This is a genomic window from Citrobacter sp. LST-B2 (assembly GCF_057983045.1).
Window position 1 is genome coordinate 2770181 of the sequence record NZ_CP192598.1, and the last position, 19998, is coordinate 2790178.

General features: G+C 53.3%; 20 protein-coding genes, 1 tRNA gene and 2 pseudogenes. 11 read left to right on the forward strand and 12 right to left on the reverse strand.

Features of this window, described 5'->3' with window-relative positions:
* Positions 1-107: 107 nt before the first annotated feature.
* Positions 108-842, forward strand: a complete 735-nt coding sequence (gene ycgR / locus ACQ0PY_RS13265; RefSeq protein ID WP_043000448.1) for a flagellar brake protein YcgR — start codon at positions 108-110, stop codon at positions 840-842.
* Here ycgR and emtA read toward each other — a convergent pair whose 3' ends face one another.
* On the reverse strand, positions 843-1454 hold the full coding sequence (emtA, locus tag ACQ0PY_RS13270; protein ID WP_109740308.1) for a membrane-bound lytic murein transglycosylase EmtA: 612 nt from the start codon (positions 1452-1454) through the stop codon (positions 843-845).
* 138 nt (positions 1455-1592) lie between these two features.
* Between emtA and ldcA the strand changes: the two genes are divergently transcribed.
* Positions 1593-2507 carry a muramoyltetrapeptide carboxypeptidase gene (gene ldcA / locus ACQ0PY_RS13275; RefSeq protein ID WP_043000447.1) on the forward strand — a complete coding sequence of 305 codons (915 nt, stop codon included), beginning with the start codon at positions 1593-1595 and terminating at the stop codon, positions 2505-2507.
* 130 nt (positions 2508-2637) lie between these two features.
* Positions 2638-4275: pseudogene (locus ACQ0PY_RS13280) on the forward strand (potassium/proton antiporter); the annotation flags it as partial.
* A gap of 3 nt (positions 4276-4278) precedes the next feature.
* Here the strand turns inward: ACQ0PY_RS13280 and ACQ0PY_RS13285 are convergent.
* The 3 genes and pseudogenes from ACQ0PY_RS13285 to ACQ0PY_RS13295 form a co-directional block, all read right to left on the reverse strand.
* Positions 4279-4326: pseudogene (locus ACQ0PY_RS13285) on the reverse strand (hypothetical protein); the annotation flags it as partial.
* A 124-nt stretch (positions 4327-4450) separates the two neighbouring features.
* Entirely contained in the window at positions 4451-5521 is a 1071-nt protein-coding gene (dadX, locus tag ACQ0PY_RS13290) for a catabolic alanine racemase DadX (RefSeq protein WP_061070032.1), read from the reverse strand.
* A 12-nt stretch (positions 5522-5533) separates the two neighbouring features.
* Positions 5534-6832 carry a D-amino acid dehydrogenase gene (locus tag ACQ0PY_RS13295; RefSeq protein WP_044257663.1) on the reverse strand — a complete coding sequence of 433 codons (1299 nt, stop codon included), beginning with the start codon at positions 6830-6832 and terminating at the stop codon, positions 5534-5536.
* A 328-nt stretch (positions 6833-7160) separates the two neighbouring features.
* Between ACQ0PY_RS13295 and ACQ0PY_RS13300 the strand changes: the two genes are divergently transcribed.
* A complete protein-coding gene (locus tag ACQ0PY_RS13300; RefSeq protein ID WP_043000443.1) occupies positions 7161-8693 on the forward strand; it encodes a SpoVR family protein in 1533 nt (510 codons plus the stop codon).
* Between the two features lie 33 nt (positions 8694-8726).
* Here ACQ0PY_RS13300 and fadR read toward each other — a convergent pair whose 3' ends face one another.
* Positions 8727-9446, reverse strand: a complete 720-nt coding sequence (gene fadR, locus ACQ0PY_RS13305) for a fatty acid metabolism transcriptional regulator FadR (protein WP_042318544.1) — start codon at positions 9444-9446, stop codon at positions 8727-8729.
* Positions 9447-9668: 222 nt separating this feature from the next.
* On the opposite strand from fadR, the gene nhaB reads away from it, so the two are divergent.
* On the forward strand, positions 9669-11213 hold the full coding sequence (gene nhaB, locus ACQ0PY_RS13310; protein WP_043000442.1) for a Na(+)/H(+) antiporter NhaB: 1545 nt from the start codon (positions 9669-9671) through the stop codon (positions 11211-11213).
* Between the two features lie 141 nt (positions 11214-11354).
* Positions 11355-11885, forward strand: coding sequence for a disulfide bond formation protein DsbB (gene dsbB, locus ACQ0PY_RS13315; RefSeq protein ID WP_043000441.1), 531 nt, complete (start codon positions 11355-11357; stop codon positions 11883-11885).
* Positions 11886-12108: 223 nt separating this feature from the next.
* Here the strand turns inward: dsbB and ycgN are convergent, their stop codons facing one another.
* The 3 genes from ycgN to ACQ0PY_RS13330 form a co-directional block, all read right to left on the reverse strand.
* A complete protein-coding gene (gene ycgN, locus ACQ0PY_RS13320; protein WP_042318693.1) occupies positions 12109-12555 on the reverse strand; it encodes a cysteine cluster protein YcgN in 447 nt (148 codons plus the stop codon).
* 92 nt (positions 12556-12647) lie between these two features.
* Positions 12648-13307: a fumarylacetoacetate hydrolase family protein gene (locus ACQ0PY_RS13325; RefSeq protein WP_109740309.1), complete on the reverse strand. Its 660-nt coding sequence runs from the start codon at positions 13305-13307 to the stop codon at positions 12648-12650.
* 68 nt (positions 13308-13375) lie between these two features.
* Positions 13376-13669, reverse strand: coding sequence for a YcgL domain-containing protein (locus ACQ0PY_RS13330; RefSeq protein ID WP_043000439.1), 294 nt, complete (start codon positions 13667-13669; stop codon positions 13376-13378).
* A 126-nt stretch (positions 13670-13795) separates the two neighbouring features.
* On the opposite strand from ACQ0PY_RS13330, the gene minC reads away from it, so the two are divergent.
* Genes minC through minE form a run of 3 tightly spaced genes read left to right on the forward strand, consistent with a single transcriptional unit; the run spans position 13796 to position 15609 of the window.
* Positions 13796-14503: a septum site-determining protein MinC gene (gene minC, locus ACQ0PY_RS13335; RefSeq protein ID WP_109740310.1), complete on the forward strand. Its 708-nt coding sequence runs from the start codon at positions 13796-13798 to the stop codon at positions 14501-14503.
* A gap of 23 nt (positions 14504-14526) precedes the next feature.
* Complete coding sequence (minD, locus tag ACQ0PY_RS13340) at positions 14527-15339, forward strand: septum site-determining protein MinD (RefSeq protein ID WP_043000437.1); 813 nt, start codon at positions 14527-14529, stop codon at positions 15337-15339.
* 3 nt (positions 15340-15342) lie between these two features.
* Positions 15343-15609: a cell division topological specificity factor MinE gene (gene minE, locus ACQ0PY_RS13345; RefSeq protein WP_043000436.1), complete on the forward strand. Its 267-nt coding sequence runs from the start codon at positions 15343-15345 to the stop codon at positions 15607-15609.
* A gap of 103 nt (positions 15610-15712) precedes the next feature.
* Here the strand turns inward: minE and ant(3'')-Ic are convergent, their stop codons facing one another.
* Together ant(3'')-Ic and zinT are read right to left on the reverse strand one after the other, a co-directional pair.
* The gene (gene ant(3'')-Ic, locus ACQ0PY_RS13350) at positions 15713-16513 is read right to left on the reverse strand and encodes an aminoglycoside nucleotidyltransferase ANT(3'')-Ic (RefSeq protein ID WP_109740311.1); all 801 of its coding nucleotides are present in this window, start codon (positions 16511-16513) and stop codon (positions 15713-15715) included.
* 77 nt (positions 16514-16590) lie between these two features.
* On the reverse strand, positions 16591-17202 hold the full coding sequence (zinT, locus tag ACQ0PY_RS13355) for a metal-binding protein ZinT (RefSeq protein WP_229233548.1): 612 nt from the start codon (positions 17200-17202) through the stop codon (positions 16591-16593).
* 204 nt (positions 17203-17406) lie between these two features.
* On the opposite strand from zinT, the gene uspF reads away from it, so the two are divergent.
* A complete protein-coding gene (gene uspF, locus ACQ0PY_RS13360) occupies positions 17407-17835 on the forward strand; it encodes a universal stress protein UspF (RefSeq protein ID WP_043000433.1) in 429 nt (142 codons plus the stop codon).
* 29 nt (positions 17836-17864) lie between these two features.
* Here uspF and sedR read toward each other — a convergent pair whose 3' ends face one another.
* The gene (gene sedR, locus ACQ0PY_RS13365; RefSeq protein WP_109740312.1) at positions 17865-18725 is read right to left on the reverse strand and encodes a beta-lactamase transcriptional regulator SedR; all 861 of its coding nucleotides are present in this window, start codon (positions 18723-18725) and stop codon (positions 17865-17867) included.
* A 191-nt stretch (positions 18726-18916) separates the two neighbouring features.
* Between sedR and cdiA the strand changes: the two genes are divergently transcribed.
* Positions 18917-19801, forward strand: coding sequence for a CdiA family class A beta-lactamase (gene cdiA, locus ACQ0PY_RS13370; protein WP_044263728.1), 885 nt, complete (start codon positions 18917-18919; stop codon positions 19799-19801).
* Positions 19802-19860: 59 nt separating this feature from the next.
* Here cdiA and ACQ0PY_RS13375 read toward each other — a convergent pair.
* Positions 19861-19935: transfer RNA gene (locus ACQ0PY_RS13375), tRNA-OTHER, on the reverse strand.
* Positions 19936-19998: the final 63 nt, after the last annotated feature.

Below are 19998 nucleotides of genomic sequence, written 5' to 3' on the forward strand. Positions count from 1 at the left end.
CTGAATTATTTGTCTTTGGTAAAAAAAATCACGCGTTTGTATTAAGTTCTCCTGCGTCTTGCCGATAACCGTTCGATAGACTGTCAGGCAGCCAGGAGGCATTCCGCGTGAGTCATTACAATGAGCAGTTCCTGAAGCAAAATCCGTTGGCGGTGTTGGGGGTTCTTCGCGACTTAAACAGCAACCAGGTGCCTTTGCGCGTCTCCTGGTCCGGCGGACAATTCATCAGCAAGATCCTTGACGTCTCGGCCGAAAGGCTGGTGATGGATTTTGGCAGTCAGCAAAAAGAAAATCTCGCCGTGCAAAAAGCGCGCAATATTACCTTTACCGCCGAAACCCAGGGCGCGAAGGTCGAGTTTACTCTTGAGCAGTTGCAGAGCGGTGAGTATCAGCAGCTTCCCGCCTTTATCACCCCGCTCCCTCCGGCGCTGTGGTTTGTGCAACGACGGGAATACTTCCGCATCTGCGCGCCGCTCCATCCTCCCTACGGTTGTACGGCACAGATGCCGGATAACAGCACCCTACGTTTTCGTTTATACGATCTTTCCCTCGGCGGAATGGGTGCTCTGCTGGAAGGCCCGAAACCGTCAGGTCTCACCGAAGGGATGCGTTTTTCGCAGGTGGCATTGGATATGGGGGAATGGGGAATGTTTCACTTTGACGCACAGCTGATTTCCGTCACCGAACGCAAAGTGATTGACGGCAAAAACGAGACCATTTCCACTCCCCGCCTGAGCTTTCGTTTTCTCAACGTCGGCCCGGCGGTGGAGCGGGAACTTCAGCGGATTATCTTTTCCCTTGAGCGCGAAGCGCGCGAAAAATCAAATAAAGTGCGCGACTAATTACATCGCATCCAGCGCGCGCTGCAATTTATAGATGTAGCGCGGTGCCTGAGGCGCAGGATGGTTATCCGCGACGTGTTCAACGAACTCATCAGCGCTGAGATCGTTGATTTTGTTAATTGCTTTTTTCCGGTCGGAAGAGAACGTGCGTAGCAGTGCGCCTGCGCCGTTAGCGTAGGAGACGACCAGCGCGTACTGCATCACCTGCGGATCCTCAATGCCGGCGAGCGGGCCGGTCTCCAGAATACTCAGGTAGGCAGCGCCCATTGAGATATTCCGTTCCGGGTTTTTCAGTTCACTGGTCGTAGGCTCGCCGCTCCAGCCCATCCGACGATAGACATCGCGTCCTGAAGTTGACGCTTTTAATTGCATCAACCCTATCGCATTCGATTTGCTGACCGCATTGGGATTCCCGCCTGACTCAATGGCGATAATCGCCGTAATCAATTGTGGACTAACACCCCACGCCGCACCGGCTTTTTCGCTGATCGGCATCCATTGCATGGCACGTTTTACCGGCACTTCCGCGTTCCACGGGGGATTTTTATAATCTTGTTTTGAACTACAGCCTGCAAGCAGCAGAATTAAAAAAGCAAACCATCTCAATTTCACGTCTTCTGTCCTTATCGCCGGAACGCTTTGTTACTAAAACCACCGTTATAAACCGGATAAGCAAAGCACCCTCCGGCAAAACGTTCTACTATAAGCGGCATGATATACATTTGGTTTCTGTTGTAGCAAGGAATTGCCATGTCCCGGTTTCACTTAATTGCCCCCTCGGGCTACTGCATCAATCAGCACGCGGCTTTACTTGGTATCCAGCGCCTTAAAGAGGCCGGGCATCAGGTCGATAATACGGCGGTGGTCAGTCGTCGCCATCAACGCTTTGCGGGTACGGATTCGGAGCGTCTGGCGGACGTGAACGACCTTGTGCATCTCACCGCGCCGGACACCATCGTCATGCCGGTGCGCGGTGGCTATGGAGCGAGCCGTCTACTGCAACACATCGACTGGCAGGCCCTTGCCGCCCGACAACAGCGGGATCCGCTGCTTATTTGCGGACACAGTGATTTTACGGCGATCCAGTGCGGTCTGCTGGCGCTGGGCAATGTCATCACTTTCAGTGGTCCAATGCTGGCGGCGAACGTTGGCGCGCCGGAGCTGAATACCTTTACGCAAACCCATTTCTGGCAGGCATTGCGTCACGCGCAGTACACGGTGGAATGGCAAGGCGACGGTCCGGCCTGTCACACGCAAGGAACGCTGTGGGGCGGTAATCTGGCGATGCTGATTTCGCTCATCGGTACCCCGTGGATGCCCAAAATAGAAAACGGCATTCTGGTACTGGAAGACATTAACGAGCACCCTTTTCGCGTTGAGCGCATGTTATTGCAGTTGGTTGACGCCGGTATATTGAACCGGCAGAGCGCCATTGTGCTGGGCAGTTTCAGCGGTAGCACCCCGAATGAGTATGATGCCGGTTACGATCTTAACACCGTGTATGCGTTTTTACGTGAACGCCTCTCTATTCCCCTGATAACTGGACTCGATTTTGGTCATGAGCCGCGAACCGTTACGCTGGCGTTGGGCGCGCATGCCGTATTGCAAAACAGTCAAAACGGTACGCAACTGACGATCTCGGGTCATCCCTTTCTGAAATCATAAAAAAAAACGGCTGCAGGACTAAGTAACGCCCGGATGTAGCCGTTAATATGATAATGTCAATGCACCAAAAAATTCCTGATTGAGGAGTAATCGAACGTTGGACGCCGCGGCAATAATCAGTCTTTTCATTTTGGGGTCCGTCCTCGTTACCAGCAGTATCTTACTCAGTTCATTTTCATCACGCCTTGGCATTCCGATTCTGGTTATCTTCCTGGCCATTGGCATGCTGGCGGGCGTCGATGGCGTCGGCGGCATCCCGTTCGATAATTATCCCTTCGCCTATATGGTCAGTAACCTTGCGCTGGCGATTATTCTGCTCGATGGCGGGATGCGCACGCAGGCCAGTTCGTTTCGTGTCGCGCTGGGCCCGGCGCTTTCTCTGGCGACCGTTGGCGTCCTGATCACCTCCGGGTTAACCGGTATGATTGCCGCCTGGCTGTTTAATCTCGATCTGATTCAGGGTCTGTTGATTGGCGCCATTGTCGGTTCAACAGATGCGGCGGCGGTTTTTTCCCTGCTTGGCGGCAAGGGGCTGAACGAGCGTGTCGGCGCGACGCTGGAAATTGAATCCGGCAGTAATGACCCGATGGCAGTATTTCTGACCATTACGCTGATCGAGATGATTCAGCAACACGAAACCGGCTTAAGCTGGATGTTCGCTGTCCACATTATTCAACAGTTTGGTCTGGGCATCCTGCTTGGGCTGGGCGGCGGCTATCTGCTACAGCAGATGATTAATCGTATCTCTCTGCCCGCCGGACTCTACCCGCTATTAGCCCTGAGCGGCGGGATTCTGGTGTTTGCCCTGACCACGGCGCTGGAAGGCAGCGGGATCCTGGCGGTCTATCTGTGCGGTTTTTTACTGGGCAATCGCCCTATCCGCAACCGCTACGGCATTTTGCAAAACTTCGACGGACTGGCCTGGCTGGCACAGATCGGCATGTTCCTTGTGCTCGGACTGCTGGTGAATCCTTCTGACCTGTTGCCGATTGCTATTCCGGCGCTGATTCTTTCCGCCGGGATGATTTTCATTGCCCGTCCACTCTCTGTATTTATCGGACTGCTGCCGTTCCGCGGTTTTAATCTGCGTGAACGCGTCTTTATTAGCTGGGTGGGTCTGCGCGGTGCGGTACCGATCATTCTTGCCGTCTTTCCGATGATGGCGGGTCTGGAAAATGCCCGTCTGTTCTTTAACGTCGCTTTCTTCGTAGTGCTGGTGTCACTGGTTTTGCAGGGGACGTCGCTCTCCTGGGCGGCGAAAAAGGCGAAGGTGGTGGTACCACCGGTCGGTTGGCCGGTCTCACGCGTGGGTCTGGATATTCATCCGGACAATCCGTGGGAGCAGTTTGTCTATCAGCTCAGTGCCGATAAATGGTGTGTCGGCGCGGCGCTGCGCGATCTGCATATGCCTCAGGAAACGCGCATTGCGGCGCTGTTTCGTGACAATGTGCTGTTTCATCCCACCGGCAGCACCCGTCTGCGTGAAGGCGATGTGCTGTGCGTCATCGGGCGTGAACGCGATCTTCCGGCGCTGGGCAAACTGTTCAGCCAGTCGCCGCCGGTGGCGCTGGATCAGCGCTTCTTCGGCGACTTTATTCTCGAAGCCAACGCTAAGTATGCCGATGTGGCGCTGATTTATGGTCTGGATGACGGAACGGAGTACCGCGATAAGCAGCAAACGCTGGGTGAAATTGTTCAGCAACTGCTGGGTGCCGCCCCGGTCGTCGGCGACCAGGTCGAATTTGCCGGGATGATCTGGACGGTTGCCGAAAAAGAGGATAATCAGGTGCGCAAAGTCGGTGTCCGCGTTGCCGGGGATGAAGACGAAGAATAGTGACTCTGCCGGAAGGCGCTGCGCTTATCTGGCCTACTGAGACGCCGCGTAGCGTGTGCTGTAGGCCGGATCAGGCGCATCGCGCCGGCATCCGGCAATACCATAAAAGTTACACCGTCACAACAGGAACGCGCAACGCCAGCGAACACATCAGCTCATAACCCACCGTTCCAGCTGATTGCGCCACGTCGTCAATTTTGATCTCTTTGCCCCACAGCTCCACCGGCGTTCCGATGCCCGCCTGCGGGCATGGCGTCAAATCCACCGCCAACATATCCATTGACACTGTCCCCACCGTCGTGGTCCGGACACCGTCCACCAGCACCGGCGTGCCGCTAGGCGCATGGCGCGGATAGCCATCCGCATAGCCAGCCGCCACGATGCCAATGCGTTGCTCGCCTCTGGCGGTATAACGTCCGCCATAGCCGACGCGGTCTCCCGCTTTTAGTGTCTGTACACCAATGATTTCGCTGCTCAGCGTCATCACTGGCTTCAGTCCGGTATTGGCGATATCGCGCCACTGACCTGACGGCGAAGCGCCATAGAGAATAATGCCCGGGCGTACCCAGTCAAAATGTGCATCAGGATGCCACAGCGTGGCCGCGGAGTTTGACAGCGAACGCCGGCAATCCAGCCCTTCCGCAGCCTGCTCGATGCGCGCCATTGCATTGTGGATCCCGTCAGGGTGCTCAGCGTCGGAAAAATGCGACATCAGCGTCATTTCACCGACGTTCGGCATCGCGCGCAGTTGCTGCCAGACGGTTTGCAGCCGTTCCGGCTGGAATCCCAGGCGGTTCATGCCGCTGTTAACCTTCACATAGACATCCAGCGGCGCCTTAAGCTTCGCATTCTGGATCGCTTTGAGCTGCCAGTTGCTGTGCACGCAGGTGGTCAGACGCCAGGTGTCATACCGTTCCAGATCTTCAGCGTGGAAAAAACCTTCCAGCATCAGGATCGGCCCTTTCCAGCCGCGCTCACGCAGGGTGACCGCCTCTTCCAGATTCAACAGGGCAAAACCGTCGGTGTTGCCCAGCGCACTCCAGATACGTTCTATGCCGTGTCCATAAGCATTGGCTTTCACCACTGACCAAACGCGGGCGTCCGGTGCGGCCTGACGCACAATGCTCAGGTTTTGTTTCATCGCCTGCAGGTCAAGGCTGGCCAGTATAGGGCGGGTCATCTCTCGTCCTTCTTAGTTATGTGCGCCGTGCAGATGTTGGGGACGTGAAGGCGTAAAGCCTGCGTGGTAGCGCGCCACGCTCAAATCGTCATACGGAATGGCGGGCGTGCGACCTGACAATATATCGCTCAGCAACTGCCCTGAACCACAGGCCATCGTCCATCCCAGCGTACCGTGTCCGGTATTTAACAACAGATTTTTGAAGCGGGTACGTCCCACAACGGGCGTACCGTCCGGCGTCATTGGCCGCAAACCGGTCCAGAATGTCGCCTGCTCAACATGCCCCCCGCGCGGGTAGAGATCGCGCACCACCATCTCAAGCGTTTCCCGACGCGGCTGGAGCAGTTCGGTATTGAAACCGACAATTTCCGCCATCCCCCCCACGCGGATGCGCTGGTCAAAACGGGTAATGGCGATTTTGTAAGTTTCATCAAGAATAGTCGAAACCGGCGCGCCGTCCTCTTCCGCCACCGGAATCGTCAGCGAATAGCCTTTCAGCGGATAGACCGGAATATCGACAATCCCTTTCAGCATCGCCGTGGAGTAAGACCCCATCGCCATGACGTACGCATCAGCTTTAACGATCTCATCACCACATTTCACGCCGTAAATCTGTTCGCCTTCGCAGAGCAGTTTATCCACCGGTGTGTTGAAGCGGAATTTGACGCCCGCCTGTTCGGCCATCTGCGCCAGACGCTGGGTAAAGAGCTGGCAGTCGCCGGTTTCGTCATTCGGCAGACGCAAGCCGCCGGTCAGTTTGTGCGCCACTTCCGCCAGCGCCGGCTCGACTTCCGCCAGTCGACTGGCTTCCAGCAACTGATACGGCACACCGGCGTCTTCCAGCACGGCAATGTCGCGCGTGGCGTTCTCATACTGCTGCGCGGTACGGAACAGTTGCAGCGTCCCGCCCTGCCGCCCTTCATACTGGATACCGGTCGACGCACGTAGCGCTTTCAGGCAGTCACGGCTGTATTCCGCCAGACGTACCATCCGCCCTTTGTTTTCCATGTAGTGGCTGGTGTCGCAGTTGCGCAGCATCTGCCACATCCACTTTAACTGGAACTGTGTCCCGTCAAGACGAACGGCCAGCGGCGCATGGCGCTGGAACATCCATTTAATCGCTTTCAGCGGTACACCCGGCGCAGCCCAGGGCGCGGCATAGCCCGGAGAGATCTGCCCCGCATTCGCCGCGCTGGTCTCCAGCGCCGGGCCGGGTTCACGATCGATGACGGTAACATCATGTCCAGCCTGACTCAGATACCAGGCGCTGGTCACGCCAACGACGCCACTTCCCAGTATGACAACTCGCATAGCCACTCCGTTAACAGTAACAGTAAAAGAACAATCATCTAATTACATCTTGATAACCCAGATGAAAATATTATTCAACATATGGCTTTTTTATGGTGACACATCTCACATATAGCAGGCAGAACAGTGAACTCTCTGCTTTGGTATCTCCTGCTGTGGGTTATTTTTATCCAGCAGAAAATATCGTGACCACCCCGTAATCTGGCGAGTCGACCAGCGGAAATCGCAAAGAAAATATTTCTTCACTGACACGGTTTTTAACCGGGTGTTCTATGCTTGAAATGAGGTGCTCCACACAGAGAGTGCCGCCAACAATGAGGGTGCGCGAATGGCTACGATTGATTCCATGAACAAGGACACCACACGCTTGAGCGATGGACCCGACTGGACGTTTGATCTGCTGGATGTCTACCTGGCGGAAATAGATCGGGTGGCGAAACTCTACAGACTGGATACCTACCCGCACCAGATTGAGGTCATCACCTCCGAGCAGATGATGGATGCATACTCCAGCGTCGGAATGCCGATTAACTATCCTCACTGGTCGTTTGGTAAAAAATTCATCGAGACCGAACGACTGTATAAGCACGGTCAGCAAGGGCTGGCCTATGAGATTGTGATCAACTCCAACCCGTGTATTGCATACCTGATGGAGGAGAACACCATTACCATGCAGGCGCTGGTGATGGCGCACGCCTGTTACGGACATAACTCGTTCTTCAAAAATAACTATCTGTTCCGCAGCTGGACTGATGCCAGCTCCATTGTTGATTACCTGATCTTCGCGCGTAATTACATCACTCAGTGCGAAGAGCGATACGGCGTGGACGAGGTTGAGCGATTGCTCGACTCCTGCCACGCGCTGATGAACTACGGCGTTGATCGCTATAAACGCCCGCAGAAAATCTCACTCCAGGAGGAGAAGGCCCGCCAACAGAGTCGTGAAGAGTATCTGCAAAGCCAGGTGAACATGCTGTGGCGTACCCTGCCGAAAAAAGAGGAAGAGAAGACGATTGCCGAAGCGCGGCGCTATCCCTCAGAACCGCAGGAAAATCTGCTCTACTTTATGGAAAAAAATGCCCCGCTGCTGGAGTCATGGCAGCGCGAGATCCTGCGCATTGTGCGCAAAGTCAGTCAGTATTTTTATCCGCAAAAACAGACGCAGGTGATGAATGAGGGCTGGGCCACGTTCTGGCATTACACCATCCTGAACCACCTGTATGACGAGGGGAAAGTCACCGAACGTTTTATGCTGGAGTTTTTACACAGCCATACCAACGTGGTGTTCCAGCCGCCTTATAACAGCCCGTGGTACAGCGGCATAAACCCTTACGCACTGGGTTTCGCTATGTTCCAGGACATCAAGCGCATCTGCCAGTCGCCGACGGAAGAAGATAAGTACTGGTTCCCGGATATCGCCGGTTCCGACTGGCTGGAAACGCTGCATTTTGCCATGCGCGACTTCAAAGATGAGAGCTTCATCAGCCAGTTCCTGTCGCCGAAGGTGATGCGCGATTTTCGCCTCTTTACGGTGCTGGATGACGATCGGCATAACTATCTGGAAATCTCTGCCATTCATAACGAAGAAGGCTACCGCGAAATCCGCAACCGCCTCTCGTCGCAATATAATCTGAGCAACGTAGAGCCGAATATTCAGGTCTGGAACGTGGATCTGCGGGGCGATCGTTCGCTCACCCTGCGTTATATTCCGCATAATCGCGCGCCGCTGGATAAAGGCCGCAAAGAGGTGCTCAAGCATGTGCATCGGCTGTGGGGATTTGATGTGTTGCTGGAACAGCAAAACGAGGACGGAAGCGTGGAACTGCTGGAGCGCTGTCCCCCCAGAATGAACAGCCTGTAAACAAAAACCCCCTCATCGTGAGGGGGTTCGTTTTTAGCGGCCCTGAATGGCTAAATCGCCGGGCAGGTTTTTCTGCATCCGGTGCCAGATCTCGCCGCTGTCGTGACCGTAACGACGCACCGTTTCGTACACCTGATCGTGCGCGCCCTGCAGGCACAGTTGCGACAGCTTATGGTAGAAACCCAGCGCCAGGCTGCGCGCTTCCGGATTGGCAAAATAGTGACGACCAATGCGGGTATACAACCCTTTCATGCCGTTCAGGATCAGACCATAAATCGGGTTGCCGGAGGCAAATGCCAGACCACGGAAAATGTTGTAATCGAGATCGGCAAACGCATCGGCGTGATCGGCCACTTCCTGCGCGGTCGCCAGCACTTCCTGCGCTTTGTCAGGATGCTGACGAAACGCGGTACGAATGAAGATAGTGGAGATGTTGGTCCGCACCGACAGCAGATTGTCGATCAACTGCGGGACGCTTTCGTGATCGAGACGCGCCAGCGTTTCAAGAATATTCAGTCCGGAGGTTTCCCAGAAATTATTCACCTTCGTCGGTTTGCCATGCTGAATGGTCAACCAACCGTCTCGCGCCAGGCGCTGCAGCACTTCACGTAAAGTGGTACGTGTCACCCCAATCAGTTCGGAGAGTTCTCGTTCTGCAGGCAAGATAGTGCCAGGAGGGAAGCGGTTATTCCAGATACTTTCAATGATGTACTCTTCCGCGAAACCCGCCGGGCTCTGCGCCTTAATGACCATAGTGAGATTTCCATTACACAGCAAAACATAGTTACACTCATCATACCAGACGGGTTACATGCCCGATAGGAGACACAACGAAGAAAAAGTGGATCAAGGCTTCATTTTCTTGATAACGCTGGCTGTCTGGGGTGAAAGGCTTGCCTGCATTCAGACTGACCGTTACTCTTTGTCGCTAACCATAAAAACATCATTTCAATAAATAAGGTAAGGGAAACCATAATGGAACTCTCATGGGGCCGCGCGCTCTGGCGCAACTTTTTAGGCCAGTCGCCAGACTGGTACAAGCTTGCGCTACTGATCTTCCTGATAGTTAATCCACTGATTTTCATCATCAACCCGTTTGTTGCGGGCTGGTTGTTGGTGGCGGAATTCATCTTCACGCTGGCGATGGCGCTGAAGTGTTATCCACTGCTACCGGGCGGTTTGTTAGCCATTGAAGCAGTTATCATCGGGATGACCAGCGCCGCGCATGTTCGCGAAGAGGTGGCAAACAATCTGGAAGTTTTACTGCTACTGATGTTCATGGTCGCGGGCATCTATTTTATGAAGCAGCTGTTGCTGTTTATTTTTACCCGGCTGCTGCTGAGCATTCGTTCTAAAATGCTGCTGTCGCTGGCGTTTTGTGTGGCGGCGGCCTTCCTTTCCGCCTTCCTTGACGCACTGACCGTGGTAGCGGTAGTGATCAGCGTCGCCGTCGGGTTCTACGGCATTTATCACCGCGTGGCCTCTTCCCGCGGCGATGATAGCGACATCCTGGATGACAGTCACATTGATCAACACTACAAAACAGTGCTTGAGCAATTCCGCGGCTTTTTGCGCAGTCTGATGATGCATGCCGGGGTGGGTACCGCTCTGGGCGGCGTGATGACGATGGTGGGCGAGCCGCAGAACCTGATCATCGCCAAAGCCGCTGGCTGGCACTTTGGCGACTTCTTCCTGCGGATGTCGCCTGTTACCGTTCCGGTACTGATTTGCGGCCTGCTCACCTGTGTACTGGTTGAGAAACTGCGCTGGTTTGGCTATGGCGAAACACTGCCGGAAAAAGTGCGTGACGTCTTGCAGCAGTTTGATGATCAGAGCCGCCATCAGCGTTCACGTCAGGACAGAGTAAAACTGATTGTGCAGGCGATTATCGGCGTCTGGCTGGTGATTGCCCTGGCGCTGCATCTGGCGGAAGTGGGACTGATTGGCCTCTCCGTGATTATCCTCGCAACGTCGCTGACCGGCGTGACGGATGAACATGCCATTGGCAAGGCGTTCACCGAATCTCTGCCATTCACCGCGCTGCTGACGGTCTTTTTCTCCATTGTCGCGGTGATTATCGACCAGCATCTCTTTTCGCCGATTATTCAGTACGTATTGCAAGCCTCAGAGCACGCGCAACTGACGCTGTTCTATCTCTTCAACGGCCTGCTCTCGTCGATCTCGGATAATGTTTTCGTCGGTACTATCTACATTAACGAGGCCAAAGCGGCCATGGAAAGTGGTGCGATCTCCCTGCAACAATACGAGCTGTTAGCCGTTGCGATCAACACCGGGACAAACCTGCCATCCGTGGCGACGCCGAACGGTCAGGCGGCATTCCTGTTCCTGCTCACCTCCGCACTGGCACCGCTGATTCGCCTCTCCTATGGTCGGATGGTCTGGATGGCGCTGCCCTATACCATCGTGCTGACGCTGGTCGGCCTGCTGTGCGTCGAGTTTACCCTGACGCCAATGACCGAGTGGATGATGCAAACCGGTTGGTTAGCTACACTTTCATAACAACTAACCGGGCATTTCACTGCCCGGTTTGCCTTTTTGCGTGATATTTCTCCAATTACACAATATTTGAGTTTCTCCTGGTGGCGCGGTAATCGAATTGGTTTACACTGCCGTGTCTACGCATGTTGCAGGGAAATTATTATGTTGCGATATTTGAACCAGTGCTCACGGGGTCGGGGCGCGTGGTTATTGATGGCTTTTACTGCCTTAGCGCTTGAACTGGTCGCGCTGTGGTTTCAGCACGTTATGCTGCTTAAGCCGTGCGTACTGTGCATCTACGAACGCTGTGCGCTGTTTGGCGTCATGGGGGCCGGTCTGGTTGGGGCTATTGCGCCTAAAACACCGTTGCGCTATGTGGCGTTGATTATCTGGATCTACAGTGCCTGGCGTGGGGTTCAACTGACATGGGAACATACCATGATCCAGTTACACCCTTCCCCGTTCATGACCTGTGATTTCATGGCTCGCTTCCCTGCCTGGTTGCCACTGGACAAATGGTTACCACAGGTGTTTGTCGCCTCTGGTGATTGCGCCGAGCGTCAGTGGGAATTTTTATCTCTGGAAATGCCGCAATGGCTATTAGGCATTTTCGTTGCCTATCTGGTCGTCGCGGTTCTGGTGCTGATTGCTCAGCCGCTTAAACCGAAAAGACGCGATCTGTTCGGTCGTTAATCTCAGACGCTCCCAACCGGGAGCGTGAGAGTGATGACAAACATCATCCCGATACCGGACAAGCAAAGATCACCTCATTAAAAACCCGGAAAATCAATTCATCGATTTTCGGCTGATAACCACAAAGAAGGAAAAACCACGTCTTTTCCTTCTTTGTCAGCAGTCTGACGCTCCCAACCGGGAGCGTTTTTTTTGCCGTTAGCCTGAAATCAGACCGGGCGGTTTAGTCCGCCCATGACGGTTTGTTGAGAATATGGTCCTGCCAGTCATGGACTTCTGACTCTCTTACCGCAATGTGACGCACCGAAATTCGCTCGCCGTGCATTGCCGCTTTCGATCCCGTCAGCAGCGGGTGCCATTCAGGCAGTCCTTTCCCTTCCGCCAGCAGACGATAGGCGCAGGTCATCGGCAACCATTCAAAGGTGGGCAGGTTATCACGCGTTAGCTTGATACAGTCAGGCTCGTACTCGAACCGACGTTCGTAATTGCGACACTGGCAGGTTTTGATGTTGAGCTGGCGGCAGGCGACGTTGGTGAAATAAATCTCGTCGGTATCCTCGTCCATCAGCTTATGCAGGCAGCACTGACCGCAGCCATCACATAACGACTCCCATTCGGCATCGGTCATTTCATCCAGGGTTTTACGTTGCCAGAAAGGTAAATCGCTCATCAGGGTATCCGCCATTGCTATAAAGCTGCACCTTATAACCAGTCTGGCACGTTGATGCAAGTTTTGCCGCCTAAAAAGGCGGCAAGCAGGCGTTACAGGACGCGGGTTGTCAGGGTGTGACCGTTAAAATTGACCACCAGCTCGTCGCCGCTGGCGAGCGGTCCGACGCCTTCCGGGGTGCCGGTCAGCACGACGTCACCCGCTTTGAGGGTAAAGAATTTGCTCATGTAGGCGATTAAGGGGACGATTTTATGGATCATATCCGCCGTTGTACCCTGCTGGCGAACTACGCCATTGACCGTCAGCCCCAGTGGCGTCGCCTGCGGATCGCCGTTAAATTCTGCGACCGGAATGAATCCGGATAACGGGCATGAATTATCAAATCCTTTTGCCTTCTCCCAGGGCTGCCCGGCCTTCTTCATTTTGCCCTGGATATCACGCAGCGTCAGATCGAGCGCCACGCCATATCCAGCGATAGCCTTACGAACATGCTCTTCGGTCGCCTGACGCAGCGTTGCGCCGATCAATACCGCCAGTTCGACTTCATGGTGCACCGAGCCCATATCCGTCGGAATGACCAGCGGCTGGCGCAAATCACACAGGGCGGTTTCCGGCTTGATAAACAGCACCGGCTCATCCGGCGTGACGCTGCCCATTTCCTTGATGTGGTTGGCGTAGTTGCTCCCCACGCACACCACTTTGCTTACCGGGTAGTCAAGCAGCGCACCCTGCCAGTTATGATGTTGATACATTCATTTTCCCCTAATTTGTCATCGTTGACTTCAGGAATGGCACCGACAGGTATGACGCCGGGTACCGTTTATTTATCGGTTTCTGGATTGTTTTGTGAGGCGTTGAAACGATGTTGCTTCAATAAATCTTCGGGTGGCGGAGGCAGTTGTAAATAATATCCCTGCTCCGTTAAGGCTTGTTTTACTTTATCCAGCGAGGCGTTGACTAACTTTTTGCTACCATCTAACGGCAATATCATTGCCAGCTGTGGTTGACCAAATCCTTTCATCAGTTCTTCAGGCACACGTGAGAAATCGTCTTTTTTTTCGACATACAAATAGGTCTGGTCACGCTTAGCACTTCTGTAGATCACACAAAACATACATTTTACTCTGAATTAAACGGATGGCGACTTGCCTCAATATAATAGTGACTATAACATGCCTTCTGGACTTCGGAATATCACTCCACATCGGGGATGATAAATAGCAAATTGAGTAAGGCCAGGATGTCAAACACGCCCATCGAACTTAAAGGCAGTAGCTTCACCTTATCAGTGGTTCATTTACATGAAGCAGAACCCGAGGTTATTCGTCAGGCGTTAGAAGACAAAATCGCTCAGGCTCCTGCTTTTTTAAAACATGCTCCTGTGGTAGTGAATGTCAGTAGCCTTGATGCGCCGGTAAACTGGCCGCAGTTGCAGAAGGTGGTGGCGTCGACGGGATTGCGTATTGTTGGCGTCAGCGGTTGTAAAGATGCCCGGCTCAAAGCTGAAATCGACAAAATGGGCCTTCCTTTACTCACTGAAGGTAAAGAGAAAATAGCGCGTTCCGCTCCGGCTGAACCCGTTGCTCCCGCCGCTGTAGTGCAAAACGCTACTCCCGTCACAAAAACGCGATTTATTGATATACCCGTTCGTTCCGGTCAACGCATTTATGCACCACAATGTGATCTGATTGTTACAAGTCACGTCAGTGCTGGCGCTGAGCTGATCGCCGATGGCAATATTCATGTCTATGGCATGATGAGAGGCCGCGCGCTGGCAGGGGCAAGTGGTGACCGGGATGCGCAAATTTTTTGTACCCATCTGACGGCAGAACTGGTGTCTATCGCAGGTGTTTACTGGCTGAGTGATAAAATCCCAGCAGAATTTTATGGCAAAGCGGCACGTCTGCAGTTAGCAGATAACGCTTTGACAGTTCAACCGTTGAATTGATCCCTTTTTAACAAGGAATTTCTATGGCACGCATTATTGTAGTTACTTCGGGTAAAGGGGGCGTTGGCAAGACCACCTCCAGCGCGGCCATCGCTACTGGTTTGGCCCAGAAGGGAAAGAAAACTGTCGTTATTGATTTTGATATCGGCCTGCGTAACCTCGATCTGATCATGGGGTGTGAGCGTCGGGTTGTTTATGATTTCGTCAACGTCATTCAGGGTGATGCTTCACTCAATCAGGCGCTCATCAAGGACAAGCGCACTGAGAATCTCTTTATTCTTCCGGCCTCTCAGACGCGCGATAAAGACGCATTAACGCGTGAAGGCGTGGCAAAGGTTCTCGACGATCTGAAAGCAATGGATTTCGAGTTTATCGTTTGCGACTCCCCTGCGGGGATTGAAACTGGCGCGCTGATGGCGCTCTATTTCGCCGACGAAGCGATTATCACCACCAACCCGGAAGTCTCCTCGGTACGCGACTCTGACCGTATCCTGGGAATCCTGGCGTCTAAATCGCGCCGTGCCGAAAACGGTGAAGATCCGATTAAAGAACATCTGCTGTTGACGCGCTACAACCCAGGCCGTGTTAACCGTGGCGACATGCTCAGTATGGAAGATGTGCTGGAGATCCTGCGCATTAAACTCGTCGGAGTTATCCCGGAAGATCAGTCTGTTCTGCGCGCCTCTAACCAGGGCGAACCGGTCATTCTGGACATCAATGCAGACGCAGGTAAAGCGTATGCCGATACGGTAGATCGTCTGTTGGGAGAAGAACGTCCTTTCCGCTTCATTGACGAAGAGAAGAAAGGTTTCCTCAAACGCCTGTTCGGAGGATAAGTTATGGCATTACTGGATTTTTTTCTCTCGCGGAAAAAGAGTACAGCGAACATCGCGAAAGAGCGATTGCAGATTATCGTTGCTGAGCGTCGTCGTAGTGACGCTGAGCCGCATTATTTACCGCAGTTGCGTAAAGATATTCTTGAGGTCATTTGTAAGTATGTACAAATTGATCCGGAAATGGTCACCGTTCAGCTTGAACAAAAGGACGGCGATATTTCCATTCTCGAACTTAACGTTACATTGCCGGAAGCTGAAGAGTTGAAATAAACGCTCTTCTCAGATAATTCCTGATAAAAAAAGGCAGAGCAATCTGCCTTTTTTATTATCAGCCATTTTTCTGTTGCGGCAACACGATGCCTGAAATATGGCATCACTTATCCACGAGCGATAACTGTTCGGCTATTTTTGCTTTTGCATAGCAGACAAAGCGCGAAACAGCGGGCATTATCTCTGCCCAGTCAACGCTTGCCTGTCCCAGATAGTCGAGCCGCGCGGCTACAAGTAGAGAAGCGTGCTCGTCCGGGAGATAAGGCATTAACCAGTCTGCCGCGCTGTCTTTCGCGGTAAAACCACCTGTCGTCACGCTGTACCAGATGCGCGCCAGGGTCAACACGATATTGCGCTCGTCGCCCTGTAAATCACCGTTGTCCTGCCAGAGCGTCAGCGTCTGACGGAATGTCTCCCGAATGTCGTTTTCCGGGACCGGCTCAAAAAGCAAATCCGCACGCTCGCCGGTTAAAGCCATGCTGGCACTACGCGCCTGAGTCAATAAAATCGCCAGATCGCTATCCTGCTGTGCGGGTTCATACTTCCCGGCGTGAATATCCTCGCGCAACCACTCGCCAAACTGCATTTCCCGTCGGGGAGGAAAACGCCAGGGCACCACATCGGTATGCACCACAACCGTCACCTCAAGCGCCCGCCAGAGCGTCGACGTACCAGGCCAGGCTGACACCGACAGGAGTTCCTGCATCAGCGCTTCTCGCTGTGCCGTCGTCAGCGGCACACGCGTGGTGACCAGCAAATCAATGTCGCTGTGAGGTTTTAACCCACCTTCAACGGCAGATCCGTACAGGTGAATGGCCAACAGATCCTCTTCAAAGATCCGTTCAATGATGGCCGTCGCCTTTTCCAGTTGTTTCCGAAGGGTATCCGGAATCTTCAATGTCATCGCCTCACCGTCATCATGTCAGGTGCCACCTTAGCGCGACAGGAAGCCCGCTGACAAGCAACGGGCTGAGCCTGAATTTAGTGGTGCAGCATTTCGTCTACCACGGCCTGCGCCTTGAGTTGATAAGGATAGTAGGTTGGCCAGTTATCCATCTCTTCCAGTAGCGCCTGCTGTGAGGTATTGCCCATAAAAATATGGAAGTGGTTCGACGCCCGCGGCGCAATAATATGATCGCTGAACTGCACAAACTTCGGCGCTTTACTGTTTGCGTCTTTGCATTCAAACAGATAACGCACCCCTTTTTTACCTGAGGTGTAGGTCAGGATCTTGTACCCGGCATAGTCATACTGACAGGAAGCCACCTGCTTACCGGTATGAAACTCCATCACGCCATTTTCGATACCAATGGTGTCGACTTCCGTCGCATAGCCTTTCCGGTAATAGGCTTTCACCTCTTCCGCCGTTTTCCCCTTATCCTTTGCCGCCTTCTGTTTGAAAACCGGATCCAGCTCACCGCTGACCAGATAAGGATAAACGGATTGCCACATGCCATCCCAGTCGGTAAGCGCCCTGTCCTTAACATTGCTATCCGCAAATTCGCCTTCCGCTGCTTTCTGTTCCATCTCCGTCAACGGCACACCATGCGCGTGATCGCCATGGGCGAAGGCATAACTGCTGAACCACAACATTCCCAGAGAAACAGATAATTTTTTCCAATGAATAGCCAACGTCGTACCCTCAGTCAAATGAACAAGATGAAATGTTATATTATAACAATAAAATTTATTCAACACTGTTGCGCGTAAATGAAGGAAACTTGATCTGGTCACTTTTTATGCAAAAACCAGATTCGATATACTGAAACCGGAGACAAAAAACAGGAGGTAATGACTATGTATCGTTCTGTTCTGGTGCCCATTGATATCTCAGAAGCCGATCTCACCCGGCAGCTTATTCCTCAGGTCAAAATCCACGCCAAAACGGCAAAAGTCCATTTTCTGTCAGTCATTCCCTCAGTCCCCTTTTATGCATCCCTGGGGCTCGCCTACTCTGGCGAACTCCCGGATAAAAATGGACTGCAGACGAAGGCGTTACAAAAACTCAACGAGATTGTGAAGCAATTCGATATCCCTGAAGGACGGGTACAGACGCATGTGGTATACGGCCCCCCGAAGGATCAGATCCTGAAGCTGGCGGATACCGTCAGTGCTGACCTGGTGATCATCGCGTCACACCAGCCCGGTATTTCAACATATCTGTTAGGTTCTACCGCCGCCGCCGTTGTGCGTCACGCGCACTGTCCGGTGCTGGTCGTTCGCTGAGCCGCAAACGGGAGTCTGCGGGCTCCCGTTTATGCCATTTTAACGATCCAGTCGCGGAAGATTTCCATCGCGGGCGTCATCGGTTTCGACTTCAGATGGGTGAGCCAGTAACCGCCCATTTGGATCTCAATGTCAAAGGGGCGAACGAGTTGTCCGGCCGCCAGTTCTCTGGCAAACATCACTGCCGGAACCAGTGCCGCACCGCCGGTATGGATAACCGTTTCAACCATCAGACGTGAGGAGTCAAAAACGGCACCATTGATCCGCTCTGCCGTCACGCCTGCTGCAGCAAACCAGTTATCCCACTCATCTACCCGATATGAACGCAGAAGATTCTCTTGCAAGAGATCGGCTGGCCGCCTGAGCCGTTGGGCCGTTTCTGGCGTGCACAGGACAGTCAGCGGAGCCTCAAACAGCATTTCGTTATGGGTGGTGGGCCACAAGCCATTGCCAAAGCGGATGGCAAAATCCAGTCCCTCAGCCGCCAGATTCACAACGTTATTATTTGTACGCAGGCGTAGCTCAACGAACGGATGCGCCTGCCGGAATTGATCAATGCGCGGCAGTAACCAGCCAACGGCAAAGGTACCAACCGCAGCAACCGTGAGCACTTCACGATATTCCCCACCCTCAAACTGACGAAAAATGGTGTCGATTTGACCAAAGGCGTCGCTCAGGACGGCAAACAGTGCCTGCGCCTCATCCGTCATCTCAAGCCCTCTGGGCAGACGTTTAAACAGCACTCTGTTCAGGCGATCTTCCAGGATACGTACCTGCTGGCTGACGGCGGCCTGCGTGACACAAAGTTCCAGTGCCGCACGAGTAAAACTCAAATGGCGAGCCGAAGCCTCAAAGGCCCGTAGGGCATTAAGCGGAAGATTAGAGCGCATAATAAAGACTCATAAGATTTTCTTTATCCCAGGGTAAATTCTTCTCGCTTGTTAAGCAAGCGCAGAGAGCGGATAGTTCTTGCATCGCAAACACATCATGCGCCTTTAATTCTCTTTCTTCTTTTGTCTGTTTGAGCGGAAAAATAAAGTGCGTGCATTGATCAATTTACTGATTATCAAGGATGTTATTTATGTTTAAAAAACGAGGTCATCAGACGGTACTTATTGCCGCCGTGCTCGCTTTCTTTACTGCCAGTTCACCGCTTTTGGCTCGCACGCAGGGGGATCCCGCACAGGTCCAAGAAAAGCTGGCAGCATTAGAAAAACAATCGGGTGGTCGACTGGGCGTTGCGCTGATTAATACCGCCGATCGTTCGCAAATTCTTTATCGCGGTGATGAGCGCTTTGCCATGTGCAGCACCAGTAAGACGATGGTCGCTGCCGCGGTATTAAAACAGAGTGAAACTCAGCACGATATTTTGCAGCAGAAAATGGTCATCAAAAAAGCCGATCTGACGAACTGGAATCCGGTGACGGAAAAATATGTCGATAAAGAGATGACATTAGCGGAGCTAAGCGCTGCCACGCTGCAATACAGCGATAATACGGCAATGAATAAATTACTTGAGCACCTGGGCGGTACCAGTAACGTCACGGCTTTTGCCCGCTCAATTGGCGACACGACGTTTCGTCTGGACCGGAAAGAACCCGAGCTGAACACCGCCATCCCTGGCGATGAGCGCGACACGACCTCGCCGCTGGCGATGGCGAAAAGCCTGCACAAACTGACGCTGGGCGATGCGCTGGCTGGCGCACAGCGTGCACAGCTTGTCGAATGGTTGAAAGGCAATACGACCGGCGGTCAGAGCATTCGTGCCGGACTCCCTGAAGGCTGGGTGGTTGGCGATAAAACTGGAGGCGGTGATTACGGTACAACCAATGATATCGCGGTGATCTGGCCCGAAGATCGTGCGCCGCTGATCCTCGTCACCTACTTTACACAGCCACAGCAGGACGCCAAAGGGCGTAAAGATATTCTGGCCGCCGCTGCAAAGATTGTGACGGAAGGGCTTTGAGCCCGGCGGGTAAGCGAAGAAAGCAAAAAGGCCCAGACAGATGTCTGGGCCTTCAAATTTGGGCCGCCATCGAGGCCTCGAACCCCGTTCCCTACAACAAAAGTCGTTCGCTCTTCCAGATGAGCTAATGGCGGTCTGCCGGTTTTTATTTCCGATTGAGAATCTACTCATTATCAGAACCGGGCGAGATAATACAT